This window comes from Pseudidiomarina terrestris, assembly GCF_030466375.1.
GTDB lineage: Bacteria > Pseudomonadota > Gammaproteobacteria > Enterobacterales > Alteromonadaceae > Pseudidiomarina > Pseudidiomarina terrestris.
Genome location: NZ_JAGGJE010000004.1, coordinates 115,866 through 131,208, shown reverse-complemented (window position 1 = coordinate 131,208; position 15,343 = coordinate 115,866). Strand labels below are relative to the sequence as shown.

Here is a 15,343-nt window from a genome sequence, read left to right as displayed (position 1 = left end):
GCTCCCGTTATGCGTCAGATGATTGCTCAAGTAAGTAATTTTCATACTGCTTGCGCAATTCGTTTTTTACCAGTTTACCGGTGCCAGTATGTGGCAGTTCGGCAACAATCAAAATATCATCAGGTGTCCACCATTTTGCGATTTTACCCTGCAGGAATTCATACAGCATGGCTTTATCAACGCTGGCGCCTTTATTCGGTACCACCAGTAGCAACGGGCGTTCATCCCATTTCGGATGTTTTACGCCAATGACGCAGCTTTCGTTTACCGCCGGATGCTGGCTACAGATGTTTTCAATATCAAGAGAGCTAATCCATTCGCCGCCGCTTTTGATGACATCCTTTTTACGATCCACAACCTTCATGTAGCCTTGCGGATCGATGACGGCGATGTCGCCAGTAGCTAACCAGCCGTCGGCGAAAGTTTCCGGGTCGTTGCGCTGATAATAACTATTCGCGATCCAGGGACCGCGCACGCGTAATTCGCCGCTGGTTTCGCCATCGTGTGGCAGTGCTTCACCGTCAGCATTAACGATCTCCATGTCGACACCAAAGCAAGCGCGTCCGGCAGTGGTCTGGATCCGATACCGCTGCGCTTTTGGTAATGCCATAAGACTCGGTTCAGGTGGAGCAGAACAGGTTAACGGGCCAGTCTCGGTCATGCCCCAGATAGGTTGCCAGTAGACGTCGTAATCCTCATCGAACGCTTTCACAAGGCCCAGTGGAGATGCAGCCCCGCCGACACAAACGCGCTCCAGCGTTGGCACGCTGGACGTTGTCTCGTTGAGGTAATTATGCAGGGTTAACCAGATGGTGGGAACACCCAGTCCCACGGTGACGTTCTCCGTTGCTATCAGTTCGTACATCGCCGCGCCGCTCATACCCATACCAGGCAGCACCAGTTTACAGCCCGCCAATGGAGCAGCGTAGGGCGCGCCCCAGGCTCCCGCATGATACATAGCGACCATCGGCATCAGTACGGTGTTGGCGCGCAAATCCAGTAGCTCGGCGCTGACCGTTGCCTGCGCATGCAGGACCATGGCCCGCTGCGAGCTTAACACGCCCTTGGGGTTACCGGTTGTACCTGAGGTATAGCAGAGCAGTGCCGCGCTATCCTCATGCAGTGCAGGCCAGCTGAACTCGCCGGGTAAATCCTCGAGTAACGACTCGTACGCATAGAGTTGCGCCTGGCACTCGGCCAGCTCAGGTTGCTGGCAATCATCAGCCAGTACGATCACACCCTTGAGCTGAGGAACCTGATTGACCACTGCAGCGGCAAGCTCGGCAAAGCATGCATCAACGAACAGCCAGGTTGCGTTGGCGTCATTTAAAATCCATTCGATCTGGTCGGCAATCAGGCGTGGGTTGACCGTATGCAAAACTGCGCCAATGCCACTGACCGCATAATAGAGTTCCAGATGCCGATAGGTGTTCCAGGCGAGTGTAGCGACACGTTCGCCGGGCTTAACGCCAAACTTGGTTAAGCTGTGGGCAAGCTGACAGGTGCGCTGGTAACAGTCGGTATACGTGTAACGATGAATATCGCCTTCAATACGACGGCTCACAATTTCCTGAGTTGGATGGCGACGCACGCCATGGCGCAGCAAATCAATAATCAATAACTGGCTTGCTTGCATGGCGCCTGCAAGTTGCGGCGCCTGATGTTGTGTTGTTTCAAACATAATTACAGCCTTGGCTTAAAACAGGTTAAATAAAGCGATGGCAATGCTCAGGCCGATAAAGGGGACCACCACGGTGACTGCTGCGACCGGCCAGTAAGCGGCTTGGTGCGTTTCATTACAAATCGCGCGAATGGTCGTGACCACGTAGCCATTATGCGGTAGCGAGTCCAGCGCACCCGACGAAATCGCGACAATACGGTGCAGCTGATCTGGATTGACGCCCTGATCCATGTAGTGCGGGCCAATTTCCGGCAATGCGATTGCCTGGCCGCCTGAGGCAGAACCGGTCAGGCCGGCAATCACGCTAACCGCGACGGCTGCGCCCACCAGCTCGTTACCGGGCAGGTTGGTCATAAAGGTCACTGCTTCAGCGAAGGCCGGGGTGACCTTAGCAATACTGCCAAAACCGACCACGGCTGAGGTGTTGCCGATAGCAATCAGCGCACCTGTGGAAGCCTCACCGACAGCCCGCGACATATTCTGGAAGTACTTAAAGTTAATAATAGCAATGGCCAGTACGCCGCCACTCAAAGCAATAATCAGCGCATTCTGTTTCAGATCTTCGTGGAATAAGAAACTTAACGACAGCACTACGATAAGTGGTATCAGCCCGCTAAACGGCGATGGCAGTTTGCGTTCAATCAGTTGTGGATCACTTTCGCGCTGCTGGAAGGTTTCACCGCGCGAAACTGCGGCTTTAATCATTTTGGTCAGCCACCAGTAGCCGATGATAAACATGATCACCGCGACCACAATGGACACTTCCCAGGCTGCGTAAGGTGAGGTCCCCAGATACTGAATCGGAATCCAGTTCTGGATTTCAGGTGAGCCTGCCGACGTCATAGTGAAGGTAACTGAGCCGAAAGCCAGTGCCGCGGGAATAAAGCGGCGGGGCAGGTCAGCATCTTTAAACAAAGACAAGGCCATTGGATAAACGGAAAACGCCACCACGAAGACACTGACGCCACCATAGGTAAGAATGGCGCAGGCCAGCACGACTGCCAGTACCGCTTGTTTTTTGCCCAGCTTGCCGATGATCCAGTGGGCTACACTGTCGGCGGCCCCGGTGTCTTCCATGAATTTACCAAAGAGTGAGCCGAGTAAGAACATGAAGAACCAGTTGGCAACAAAGCTGGCGAAACCGTCCATGTAAGCGTTAACGAAATTCACCTCACCCTGAAACAGAGGGACACCGCTGGTGAGGGCAACCACCACGGCGCACAAAGGCGCACTAATAAATAAGTTCATGCCGCGCAGCGTCAGTACAATGAGTAGTACTAAGCCGCCGACTAATCCAATCATGCTTAACATGCATTACCTCGTTGTAGTTATTATATCGGCTCGAGTTCACTATTCGGTGAGATGGCATCATCATGCGTGAGACCGTGTGAAAATTACATAGTACTAACGTACAGAATACAAACTCGAGACTTTGCGCTAGGGTAACTGTGCCATAACAAATAACGTGCCGTCACACGCACTTTTTATAACAAGACAACAATAACAGTAACCGGGAGAATGACATCATGAGTCAACCCAAGTTTCGTCACTCATTAGTAGCGCTGGCTATCGCATCCGTTGTGAGTTTGCCGGCATATGCGCAAGCGCAGGATGAGCAGGAAGAACAAGCAGCAGCAAACAGCAAATTAGAGCGTATTGAAGTTACCGCACGCCGCAAGACAGAGAGTCTGCAGAACGTGCCGGTCTCAGTCACTTCGTTTGGCGCTGGCGATCTTGAAGAACTTGGTGTCGAAGACATCACTGAACTTCAGCAACGGATTCCAAACGCCACCATTCAGGTCAGCCGCGGCACGAACTCCACCCTGACCGCTTACATTCGTGGTGTCGGTCAGCAGGATCCTTTATGGGGCTTCGAACCTGGTGTTGGTGTCTACATTGATGATGTCTACGTCGCTCGTCCCCAAGGCGCAGTGTTAGAGGTTTTTGATCTCGAGCGTATCGAAGTATTGCGTGGACCGCAGGGCACCTTGTACGGCAAAAACACCATTGGTGGTGCGCTGAAGTATGTGACCAAAGAGCTTACCGGCTACAACGAACTGTCGTTACAAGGCACCGTTGGCAGTTACAACCAGCGTGATATTAAAATCTCAGGCCAAACCGCCTTAGCAGACAATTTCTTCGTTGGTGGTGCAGTTGCTTCACTACAACGTGATGGCTTCGGTGAATACGTGAACACCGGTGAAGAGAACTACAATAAAGATCTTTTAACCTACCGGTTATCGGCCAAATGGCTGGTCAGCGATACAGTCGATGTGAAGTTTTCTTACGATAAAACAGAAGATGAGTCGAACTCAAAAGGGGCCCATCGTCTGTTGACCAGTGGCGTTACCGGTCAGGAACCTTATGAAGATGTTTACGATTCAAATACCGCCATGCCAGTGGATAACCTGGTGGAAACTGAAGGCGCGTCTTTGGTTCTGAACTGGGATATTAACGCTGAGTGGGACTTTAAATCAGTTACCGCAAGCCGCGAAGGTTATACCGATACCAACATCGACTTTAACGCAACCGGTGAACCTATCTTCATGGTTCCTGCGATCTACGAAGACGAGCAGTTTACTCAGGAATTCCAGTTAAGCTACACCAACAACAACAACTTCGACTTCGTCGGTGGTGTTTACTACTACGACGGTGAAGCATGTGGTGTGTTTGGTACAGTCTTGCCAATGTACCTGGCAGCCTTCGGTGGCGTTACCGTTGATAACGGCGGGTGTGTGCAGACGGAAAGTTTCGCTGTCTACGGACAGGGCGACTACCGCATGACCGACGATCTGACGTTAACCATCGGTGGTCGTTACACCAGCGATGAAAAAGAAGCCGATGTCTTCCGTTACACGTATCTGGGTGTGCACTACATCAACCGTGCTGGCTTGGACACGCCATACGATCCAAATGAAGTAATTGCTACCTTTGGCCAGCCGTTCAGCATCAATTCGAACTTCAATTCGCAAGGCGACTGGAGTCGTTTCTCCCCGCACGTTGCGCTTAATTACGATGTGAACGACGATGTGATGGTTTATGCCAGCTACAGCAACGGCTTTAAGTCTGGCGGTGTTGATATGCGCGGTGATAAGTCGCTGAACCCCACCATTGATGAGCCTTACGATCCTGAGATTGTCGATACCTTCGAATTTGGTATGAAATCAGAGTTACTCGATGGCCGTATGCGCTTGAACAGCGCGGTATTCTACTCTGATTACCAGGATATGCAGGTTACTGTGCAACGTGTAGTTGAGTCGGGAATTTCGTCACAGGTCCTGAATGCCGGTGAATCTACGGTAAAAGGCTTCGAAGTTGAAACGGTATTTGCGGCAACGGATAGCTTAAACGTGACTGCTATGTTGGGTTACATCGACGCTGAGTTCGACTCTGTTGTTTATCAGGAGCCAGCAACGGGTGAAACCACCGATGTGACCGATGCCTGGTCGTTCCAGAATACGCCTGAACTGACCTACAACGTCGGCTTCAACCAGACGTTTGAAATGGAAGCCGGCCAAGTGGTCTGGTCTGCGAACTACGCGTTCCGTGACGATACGCAAATGTTTGAAGCTCCGTCACCACTGGATCAGGAGAGCTACGGCTTACTGAACACCAGTGTGGTCTGGTACTCGGCTAACGGTCAATGGAACGTTGGTTTACATGGCAAGAACCTGACTGACGAAGAATATCGTGTTGGTGGCTATAACTTCGGCCCAACCTTTGGCGATGACGCCGTTGTTGGTTACTACGGCGACCCTCGTACGTTCTCCCTGAGCGTGGGTTATAAGTTTTAACCCTGGTGAATTGGTGGTTGCCCGTATTTTATGCGGGTAACCACTGACTTTTTTCTGTGGACGCGCTAGCATGAGCACATCAGTTTCAAGCCAATCAGGTTCACACATGGCGCGCGCTATTATCGCAGATGACCATCCTCTTTTTCGTGCGGCGCTTCGTCAGGCACTTACTGAAACTCTTGATACACCTATTCTGGAAGCTGCCTCGTTTGAACAGTTGAGCGAATTGATCCGCAGCGAACCCCAAATTGAACTGATCTTACTCGACCTCACCATGCCCGGAAATCGCGGCCTAACCGGTCTCACCTCGTTGCGCAGCCGCTATCCGGATATTCTGGTAGTGATTGTTTCGGCTAACGAGCAAGTGGCGACCATTCGTCAGGCGATGGCTTTTGGTGCGAGTGCTTATATTCCCAAGTCAATGCCCTTAGCTGAGCTTCAGCAGGCGGTGCATGCAGTGCTGGCCGGGGATACCTGGTTGCCTGAGCATCTTCGCGATGCCGTTGAGGCAGAATTACCCACTGAGCATGTCGATTTTGCGCAGCGCCTGGAACAACTCACCCCACAACAATTTCGGGTGCTTGAGTGTCTCGCTGACGGTCTTCTGAATAAGCAGATTGCGTTTGAGCTCAATGTGCAGGAAACAACGATCAAGCAGCATGTTTCTGCGATTTTACGGAAGCTAAATGTGATCAACCGGACGCAAGCCGGAATCGTCTTCAAACAAATGCTGAACTCTCCGGATCTTAACGCCGCAACAGACGTTTGATTAACCTCTTCAGAGCTGCAATTTTGATCGGTTTTGAGGCAAACAGCGCGTGCTCAGCGATCACTTCTTCACGCACGGTCTCGTCCGGATCGGCGGAATTTATAATGGCCGGAAGTTTCTCCAGCGCGAAGTGTGCACGCACCGCTTTAAGGACTTCGATTCCGGTATCACTGTCATCCAGATGGTAATCAAACACGGCAAGATCGGGCGGTGTTGCCTGCCAAGGCAGCTGTTCGCGGTGCGTTGCTGTGGTTACCTTCGCGCCCCAGCTTTGGAAGAGCTGATCCATGGCCTGCAGTACGCTGGCGTCATTATCAAGTAACCAGACATGACATCCTTTTAAGAACTGCTCGGCATCTGTGCGGGTGGCAGGCTTGGCCTTTGCGAGCTGCGGCTGCCAGGTCACATCGTGGAAGGTCAAAGTGAAGGTCGTTCCTCGATCGACATGTGACTCCAGTGATAACGGAATGCCAAGCAGGCGACACATGCGATCGACAATGGCTAAGCCAAGGCCAATCCCCGGGTTGTCGCCGGTCTGATTCACCTGATGAAACTCGCGAAAGATCTTGTCACGCTGATCGCTGGGAATACCGCGGCCGGTATCCATGACTTTGAGTTGTGCAGTATTGCCGCGTCGGCGGACACCGATGAGCACCTTGCCGCTGTCGGTATAGCGCACCGCATTCGACAGTAAGTTCTGAACAATTCGGCCAATCATTTTGCGATCGGTCGTCAGTTGCAAACGGGAGGGGACGTAGTGCACCGCGACGGACTTTTCCGCAGCAATAATTTTCTGGTTGTCGACAATCGGCTGAATAATGTCATGGAGGGAGACAATCTGCTTATTCACTGGCAGATTTCCTGCCTCCAGCCGCGTCATCTCCAGCAACATGGTCAGTAATTCTTCCGCGTTATCGAGGGACTGTTGAATCTGCTGCGCGAGCTTCGACTCTTCACCCTTCAGGCGCTGGGTCAGCATGTCGCAAAATAGCGTGGCGGCGTTAAAGGGCTGCATCAGGTCGTGGCTGACGGCGGCAAAAAAGCGGGTTTTACTCTGGTGCGCACGCTCCTCCGCTTGTTTGGCATCAAGCAGCTGCGCGGTGCGATCGGCAACCCGTTGTTCCAGTTCTGCGTTGATCCGCTCTAACGCGCGTTGCGCCTGCACCAGCTCGGTAATATCGGTATAGGTGGTCACAAAGCCACCACCTGGCATAGGCGCGCCCTGTAACTCAATCACATGCTCGCCCTGCTGGCGCTGATAGCGGTAGGCACTGCCGAGCCGAAGGTAATTCAGGCGCTTTTCCACTTCGTCGCTGATGGCATTGCTATCTTCTGCCTGAATCAGTCCGCGCTCTGCGTTATAGCGCAGCAGATCGGCGACCGGCATACCTGCATGTAAAAAGCCCGGCGGATACTGAAAGACTTCGACGTACCTATGGTTCCAGGCCACCAGGCGCAGGTCCTGGTCGATCACGCTGATACCCTGCGGGATATTTTCTACTGAGGCCTGCAGCAACTCGCGATTAAATTTATAGAGTTGTGATGCTTCAGTCGCCCAGGTGACGACTTGAGAAATGGGCACTGAGGGCTGCTGGGTGACGGTATCGAGTAAAATACGGCTGGCAGCACTTCCTATCACCGCTGATAGTTCGCGCTCGACACGCGCGAGCAGCGAGCCGGGTACAAGTTCATCCGCGGGAGCGCTGGTCAAGTCATGTTTGACGCGCTCGTTGAGACGCTCCAGTTCAATGGAATCGAAAAAGCGTGCCAGCAACTGTCGTAAGCGGCCCCAGGAAATCGGTTGATGCTGATAAAGCTCGGGGTGGCCACCAGTCGGATCGGTAAACAACCGATGTTGCTGTTGTTCGGTGACGTTGGCCTTGCTGAGCCAGGAGGTGAGCACATAAATCAACAGATTCAGACCAAGGCTCAGCAGCACCCCAGCGCTAAGCTCGCTGTCAGTCAGACCGCGGTTGAGCTGCACGGAAGGGAAAAACAGCAGCCACAGCCAAAGTATGGTACCTACGGCAATCCCTATACTCGCGCCTTTCTTATTACCGCGCTGCCAGACCAACCCGCCAAGCAGTGCCGGGGCCAGCTGTGCCAGCAGGGCCAGCGACAACAAACCAGCATTAACCAGTGGCAGACTGGTTTCAGTGAGTTTATGAAAACCGAAGGCCAAAACAATAATGCCGGCAATGGTCGTGCGCCGAATCCGCAGAATGCGTCGCGGAGTAAAGGTTACATTACGCAGTCGGCGTTTGGTGGCGCGCAGCCAGAAAGGCATCACCACATCGTTCGACATCATGATACTCAGCGCCAAAGTGGCGATAATGACCATACTGGTCGCGGATGCCAGACCACCGATAAAAGCGACGGTGGTGATCCACGGATTATCTGCTTGCAGCAGAATGGTGATCATAAAAGTGTCGGATTGCGCTGCCTCTGGCACCAGCAGCATGCCGGCCAGCGCAATGGGCAGAATAAACAGGTTGATGGCAAACAAGTACAGCGGAAATGCCCAGCGTGCTGTCCGCAGCTCTTCGGGGTCAGTGTTTTCGATGTAGATGACATGAAACTGTCGCGGCAGACAGAACATTGAAATAGCGCCCAGCAGGATATGGGTGACATAGACAAAGCCTCCTGATGGACGCCCTTGCAACAGGCTGCTGACTTCAGCTGACTGCGCCGCTTGCAAGAACACGTCAGCAACACCGTCAAAAAGACTGTAACTGACGTAGAGCCCCACTCCCATGAAGGCCAAGAGCTTCACCACGGATTCAAACGCAACCGCATCCATAAGTCCCGAGTGCTGTTCAGCCAGACTCATGCGGCGGGTGCCAAACAATATCGCGAACATCATCATGGCAAGTGCGACCAGCGCTGCGACGTCACCAAACCACGGTAAGGGTTGGTCTGCCAGCCCGGTGACTGCGGCAAAACTGCCTGTGACCGCACGCAGTTGCAATGAAATATAAGGTACAATTCCAACCAAAGCGATGACCGCAACAGCTAGCGCCAAAGTAGGAGATTTACCATACCTGTGGCTAATCACATCGGCGATAGAGGTCAGGTTTTGCTGTTTACACACATGTAGCAAGCGCAGTTGTATGCGATGGGCAAACAAAAACACCAGCATGGCACCAATATAGGTGGGCGCGACCGACCAGCCATAATAAGCCGACTGAGTTATGGTGCCATAGAAGGCCCAGGTGGTGCAGTGAATGCCTTGGGCCAATGCATAACGGTAGGGTTTGATTTGATTGGGCGGTTTACGCTCACCGCGATAAGCGATGCTGTAAAGAATGGCGATATAGGCGACGGCCAGTAAAATGGCAACACCGGTACTCAACATGGTTAACGATGCCCGTCGCCATGTTCCTGGAACACGGTCAGTGACCATTGCCAACGGATCGCACCGAGTCGTAGCAACAAGGTCACTAAACCGCCAACCAGGAGTGCGGTGAGCGCGGTATAGGGCGCGAGCAAGACATACACACTGGCACCGACGATGCAGGTGGTGGCGTAGAGCTCGCTTTTTAGCACCATGGGAATGTCCCGTGCGAGGACATCACGCAGCATGCCGCCAAAACAGGCTGTAATGGTTCCCATAACGACACAGACCACTGCCGGGTAATCGGCTTCAAGAGCTTTTTGTGCGCCCATCACGGTAAAAAAGGAAACCCCAAAAGCATCGGCGATGAGTAAGGTTTTCTGATGAATATAGTCACGCAGGCGCAACCATAAAATAGTACCGAAAGCGGCCACTAAAATGGTATAGATATAGGTTGGGTCATGGGCCCAGAAGACTGGCAAATCAAGGATTAAGTCGCGAACGGTGCCGCCACCTATAGCTGTGACCGAGGCGAGCACGACGACACCAAAGCCATCCATATTTTTACGGAATGCGAGTAAGGTGCCGGAGATTGCAAAAACAGCAACTCCGAGATGATCAAACCAGTAGAAGAATGTCTCTATAGCCATGGTAAACAGACGTTTTTTTCTTGTAATGGGGCCAGTTTGGCATGGATTGTTACAGAAGCCTAGCGATCTGTGTTGCAACATCTCTCCCCATTCACTGTTAAATTCGTTAGAATGCGGAACAATTTTCTAAAAAAAACCTGAGAGGGCTTGTTTGCAAGCAGAACAACCCCATCTCAATGCTATTCAAACTAACTCGATAAGACAGAGGGATTTATGGACTTTTTAATCGGTACGGCTCACGCACAAGACGGCGCAGCGCAACAAGGTGGCGGTATGGAATTGATTTTCATGCTGGTCATGTTCGGTTTGATTTTCTATTTCATGATTTACCGTCCGCAAGCAAAACGCGTCAAGCAACATAAAGAACTTATCGCTGGCATTAGCAAAGGCGACGAAGTACTGATGAACGGTGGCATGGTAGGTCGCATCACTAAAATCAGTGAAGATAAAGACTTTATGGTTATCGCACTCGCTGAGAGTGTGGAAGTGACTGTGCAGAAATCAGCGGTAACCGCGGTTCTGCCAAAAGGAACCATGAAATCTCTGTAATAGAGATAAGGATTTAACGTGTTAAACAAGTTTCCGCTCTGGAAAAACCTGATGGTGGTCGGCATTTTGCTGATCGCCGCAGTGTACGCTTTACCGAATCTCTATGGTGAAGACTTCGCGGTTCAGGTATCGGCAACGCGCACCACCAGCGTTGATACACAGGTCATGGGCCGTGTTGAAGATACGCTGGCTGACCTGGATATCACGCCCAAGTCGATTGTGATGGAAGACGATCAGCTGTTGATTCGACTTTCGTCGGATAGCGAGCAACTGCAGGCGCGTCAGGCAATTCTGAATGAATTAGGCACCAACTATGTGGTCGCACTGAACCTGGCCCCGGCAACGCCGGACTGGCTGGCGGCGTTAGGCGCGACTCCGATGAAGCTTGGTCTGGATTTACGTGGCGGGGTGCATTTCCTGATGGAAGTGGACATGAACGAAGCCATGCGCAAAATCCTCGGGCAGATGCGCGATACGGTGCGAACTGAATTGCGCGATGAGCGGATTCGTTATACCGGCGTCGAACGCAGCGGTAATAGCATTATCGTCACCCTGCGTACGGCAGAGGACTATCAGGCGGCAGAAAGTTATCTTGATGGTCTTTATGACGGTTACACCTTGTTGGAAGATGAAGCCGCGCGCAAACTGACGCTGCGGATGACCGACACTAAGGTGCAGGAAACCAAAGATTACGCGATTTCGCAAAACGTAACTATCTTGCGTAACCGTGTAAACGAACTGGGTGTGGCTGAGCCTTTGGTGCAGCGCCAGGGCGCCGACCGGATTGTGGTACAACTACCAGGGGTGCAGGACACTGCACGGGCGAAAGAAATTCTGGGGGCCACGGCCACGTTGGAATTCCGTCTTGTTGATAACGAGAACAGTGTCCGTGAAGCCGAAATTGGTCGGGTACCTTTTGGCTCTGAGCTTTATCCGAACCGCAACGGCGGCAACGTGCTGCTGAAAGAAGATGTGATTCTTACCGGGGACCATATCGTCAACGCCAGCTCTGGTTTTGATGAGAATCAACGGCCGCAGGTGAATATCAGCCTCGATGGTACCGGTGGCGAAAAAATGTCACTGGCGACCCGTGATAATGTCGGCCAGCCTATGGCGACTTTGTTTATCGAGTTTAAAGCGACGGGTGAGCGTGATCAGGAAGACAACATCATCTTCGAGCGCAAAGAAGAAGTCATTAACGTGGCGACCATTCAGGCACGTTTGGGCAGCAGTTTCCGGATTACGGGTCTCGATTCAGTGCAAGAAGCACAAAACCTCGCGCTGTTGCTACGTGCGGGCGCGCTGATTGCACCGATTCAAATTGTTGAAGAGCGTACCGTAGGGCCGAGTTTAGGCCAGGAAAATATCGACATGGGTATGCAGGCCATTATCTGGGGCTTTGTGCTGGTGTTGGCCTTTATGGTGATGTACTACAGGAAGTTTGGCATGGTTGCCAACCTCGCACTGGCCACCAATCTGGTATTAATTGTCGGTGTGATGTCGATGATTCCGGGCGCCACCCTGACCTTGCCAGGTATGGCAGGTATCGTCCTGACAGTAGGTATGGCCGTGGATGCGAATGTGCTTATCTTCGAGCGAATACGCGAAGAGATCAAAGCCAAACGCAGCCCGCAACAGGCGATCCATCACGGTTATGACAGCGCATTATCAACCATTGCTGATGCCAACGTTACGACGTTGATAGCAGCGATTATCTTGTTTGCGATTGGAACGGGTCCGATTAAAGGATTCGCGGTCACACTCGCAATCGGTATTGTGACCTCAATGTTTACTTCGATTGTTGGTACCCGTGCGGTGGTGAATGCCATCTGGGGTGGCAAGCGCATTGAGAAGTTGTCGGTTTAGGAGGCCACATGCAAGAGTTAATAAAAACAGAGAAAACCATTCCGTTCATGCGTTTTCGCATGGTCGCCTGGGTATTAAGCGGTGTGTTACTGCTGGCCTCCATTGCCTCACTGGCGGTGAACCAACTGAACTGGGGTCTCGACTTTACCGGCGGTACTGTCATTGAAGTAGGGTATGAGCGGGAAGCGAACCTGAGCGAGATTCGGACCACGCTGGATGCCAATGGCTTCAGCGGTGCCGTAGTGCAAAACTTTGGTACCCAGCAAGATGTGCTGATCCGAATTGAGCCTCAGGAAGACGTTAAAGCTCAGGAAGTTGGCGATAACATTCTCAGCCTGTTACGAGCATCGACGGACGACGAAGTCACCATGCGTCGCATTGAATTTGTTGGCCCTAACGTCGGTGATCAGTTGACTGAGCAGGGTGGGCTGGCCATGCTGACAGCGCTGATTTGTATTTTGGTCTACATCGCCTTCCGCTTTGAATGGCGTTTGGCACTTGGGGCTGTCGGAGCTTTGGCGCATGACGTCATTCTGACCTTGGGTTTGTTCTCAATTCTGGGGCTGGAATTTGACCTGACGGTACTGGCTGCATTGCTGGCGGTTATTGGTTACTCCATCAACGATACCGTGGTGGTGAGCGATCGGATCCGGGAGAACTTCCGTAAATTCCGCAAAGGCACACCTGAGGAAATCATCAATGGTGCCTTAACCATCACCATGAGCCGTACGGTCATCACGTCATTGACAACAGTGCTGGTACTGCTCGCGCTATTCTTTCTCGGTGGCGCACTGATTCATGGATTCGCAACGGCATTGCTGTTTGGTGTGTTTATCGGTACTTACTCATCAATCTATATCGCCAGCTCGTTAGCACTGGCACTGGGTGTAAGCCGTGAAGACCTGATGCCGCCAGAAGTAGAGAAAGAAGGCGAAGATTTGGATCCAATGCCCTAACCGGTTCGCTTAATAAAAAATTACAGGAGAACGGATGATGTTAGTTGTACTATCGCCGGCTAAAAACCTCGATTACGAAAGTCCGTTACCAACGGATGAGTACAGTCAACCGCGCCTGCTTGATCGCGCGCAAGAGCTGGTCGATCGTTGCCAGTCATTGTCGCCTCAGGAACTGGGTTCGCTGATGAAGATTAGCGATAAGCTGGCGGGTCTGAATGCCGCGCGCTTTAGTGAATGGCATCAACCGTTCAATCCCGATAATTCTCGCCAGGCAGTGTTCGCTTTTGATGGTGACGTCTATACTGGATTGCAGGCAGAGAAAATGTCTGCCGAAACAATTGCATTCGCGCAGGAACATTTGCGCATTCTGTCAGGTCTATATGGAGTACTGAGACCACTTGATCTGATGCAGCCGTACCGGCTGGAGATGGGAACTAAGCTGGATACCGCACGCGGTAAGAATCTTTATGAGTTCTGGGGCAATACCATTACTGACATGCTCAATGAAGATTTAGCTGCGATTGACAGCGACGTCCTGGTGAATCTGGCTTCGAATGAGTATTTCTCAAGTGTGGTCCCCAAAAACCTGAACGCCAAGGTTATTACACCGGTTTTCAAAGATGAGAAAAATGGTCAATACAAGGTGATCAGTTTTTGGGCCAAGAAAGCTCGTGGCGCAATGGCTCGCTTTATCATGAAAGAAGCGATTGATAGCGTCGCCGGGCTGAAGCAGTTTAATGCCAATGGTTATCGTTTTAATGCTGAGCAATCAACGGAAACGGAATTGGTTTTCCAGCGTGCTGAGCGAGACCAGTAAACCAACTTAGGAGCTGATATGATTGATCGCGATCCCAACTACCAACCGCAACCGAACGGTAAGGGCAAGTTAATAATGGCGGTGCTCGTTGTCATCGTGCTCGCGGTGGTGGTGATCTGGTACTTGCTGCAAGATCAACAGCCGCGGCAATCAAGCAGCCCTCAGCCTGTTGAAGTGGCGCTGCCGGCAGAACCAACAGCAACCGAAACTGAGTCAAGCGAAGACCTGATAAGTGAACCTGCCGCGACGGTAGAACTTGGTGAGCCTGAGCAAAGAGATTCAAAAGAGATGGAAGCTGCAGAACGTGCTCCTGAGCCAGAATTGCCAAGTCTAACCGAAAGCACGGATGAAATTATCGCGCGCCTGGAAGCGGCAGAGCAGCCAGTCGAACCTATCGAAAGCGAACAGTTGATTCGTGATGCTGTGGTTTTTGTGGACAATATTCGCAATGGTGTGGTGGTCAGTGATGCGGCAATTGTCGAAGGCCCCAAAGGACGTTTTCGGGTACTCGAGCAAGAGGACAAGATCTACATTGATCCGCGCTCCTATGATCGCTACAACCCCGTGGTTGACTGGTTTGTCAGTCTCGATGTTGATGTCTTAACGGATATGTTGGATCGCTACCAGCCGCTGGTACAAGAAGCACTGGCCGAGATTGGTTATCCGGATACCGCACCCGATCGGGTGTTGCTGGATGCCATCGACATGCTAATGGCAACACCGTCGGTTGGAACTGTGATTGAACTGAATGATTACAGTGTCATGTATCGCTATGCTGATCCTGCCCTGGAAGCTCTGCCGGATGCGCAGAAACAGATGTTGCGCTTAGGCCCGGACAACATGCGTCGCGTCAAACTTAAACTCGATGCGTTGCGTACAGCGCTGCAAAATGACTGATGCGAAGGCTTTAATTCCAGCGCATCTGCA

Annotated in this window: 11 protein-coding genes; 7 read left to right on the top strand and 4 right to left on the bottom strand. The window is 52.0% G+C overall.

Annotated features, from left to right (window positions below; genetic code table 11):
- Positions 1-7: 7 nt before the first annotated feature.
- Together J6J28_RS10100 and J6J28_RS10095 are read right to left on the bottom strand one after the other, a co-directional pair.
- Positions 8-1,681: a long-chain fatty acid--CoA ligase gene (locus J6J28_RS10100; protein ID WP_301721491.1), complete on the bottom strand. Its 1,674-nt coding sequence runs from the start codon at positions 1,679-1,681 to the stop codon at positions 8-10.
- Positions 1,682-1,696: 15 nt separating this feature from the next.
- Positions 1,697-2,992: a GntP family permease gene (locus J6J28_RS10095; RefSeq protein WP_301721490.1), complete on the bottom strand. Its 1,296-nt coding sequence runs from the start codon at positions 2,990-2,992 to the stop codon at positions 1,697-1,699.
- A gap of 215 nt (positions 2,993-3,207) precedes the next feature.
- Between J6J28_RS10095 and J6J28_RS10090 the strand changes: the two genes are divergently transcribed.
- Both J6J28_RS10090 and J6J28_RS10085 read left to right on the top strand, forming a co-directional pair.
- Complete coding sequence (locus J6J28_RS10090; protein ID WP_301721489.1) at positions 3,208-5,475, top strand: TonB-dependent receptor; 2,268 nt, start codon at positions 3,208-3,210, stop codon at positions 5,473-5,475.
- 70 nt (positions 5,476-5,545) lie between these two features.
- Entirely contained in the window at positions 5,546-6,244 is a 699-nt protein-coding gene (locus J6J28_RS10085) for a response regulator (RefSeq protein ID WP_301721487.1), read from the top strand.
- Here J6J28_RS10085 and J6J28_RS10080 read toward each other — a convergent pair.
- Positions 6,222-9,647 carry a hybrid sensor histidine kinase/response regulator gene (locus tag J6J28_RS10080; protein WP_301721486.1) on the bottom strand — a complete coding sequence of 1,142 codons (3,426 nt, stop codon included), beginning with the start codon at positions 9,645-9,647 and terminating at the stop codon, positions 6,222-6,224. The two genes, J6J28_RS10085 and J6J28_RS10080, sit on opposite strands and share 23 nt — an antisense overlap.
- Entirely contained in the window at positions 9,602-10,222 is a 621-nt protein-coding gene (locus tag J6J28_RS10075; protein ID WP_301721625.1) for a trimeric intracellular cation channel family protein, read from the bottom strand. The genes J6J28_RS10080 and J6J28_RS10075 overlap by 46 nt, the downstream gene beginning before the upstream one ends.
- 219 nt (positions 10,223-10,441) lie before the next feature.
- On the opposite strand from J6J28_RS10075, the gene yajC reads away from it, so the two are divergent.
- Genes yajC through J6J28_RS10050 form a run of 5 tightly spaced genes read left to right on the top strand, consistent with a single transcriptional unit; the run spans position 10,442 to position 15,313 of the window.
- Positions 10,442-10,777 (top strand): preprotein translocase subunit YajC, encoded by a 336-nt coding sequence (yajC, locus tag J6J28_RS10070; RefSeq protein WP_301721485.1) that lies wholly within the window; start codon positions 10,442-10,444, stop codon positions 10,775-10,777.
- Between the two features lie 18 nt (positions 10,778-10,795).
- Positions 10,796-12,643 carry a protein translocase subunit SecD gene (gene secD / locus J6J28_RS10065; protein WP_301721484.1) on the top strand — a complete coding sequence of 616 codons (1,848 nt, stop codon included), beginning with the start codon at positions 10,796-10,798 and terminating at the stop codon, positions 12,641-12,643.
- Between the two features lie 8 nt (positions 12,644-12,651).
- Positions 12,652-13,599 (top strand): protein translocase subunit SecF, encoded by a 948-nt coding sequence (gene secF, locus J6J28_RS10060; protein ID WP_301721483.1) that lies wholly within the window; start codon positions 12,652-12,654, stop codon positions 13,597-13,599.
- Between the two features lie 37 nt (positions 13,600-13,636).
- Positions 13,637-14,416, top strand: a complete 780-nt coding sequence (gene yaaA / locus J6J28_RS10055; RefSeq protein WP_301721624.1) for a peroxide stress protein YaaA — start codon at positions 13,637-13,639, stop codon at positions 14,414-14,416.
- Between the two features lie 18 nt (positions 14,417-14,434).
- A complete protein-coding gene (locus J6J28_RS10050) occupies positions 14,435-15,313 on the top strand; it encodes a DUF3014 domain-containing protein (protein WP_301721482.1) in 879 nt (292 codons plus the stop codon).
- The last annotated feature ends 30 nt before the right edge of the window (positions 15,314-15,343 follow it).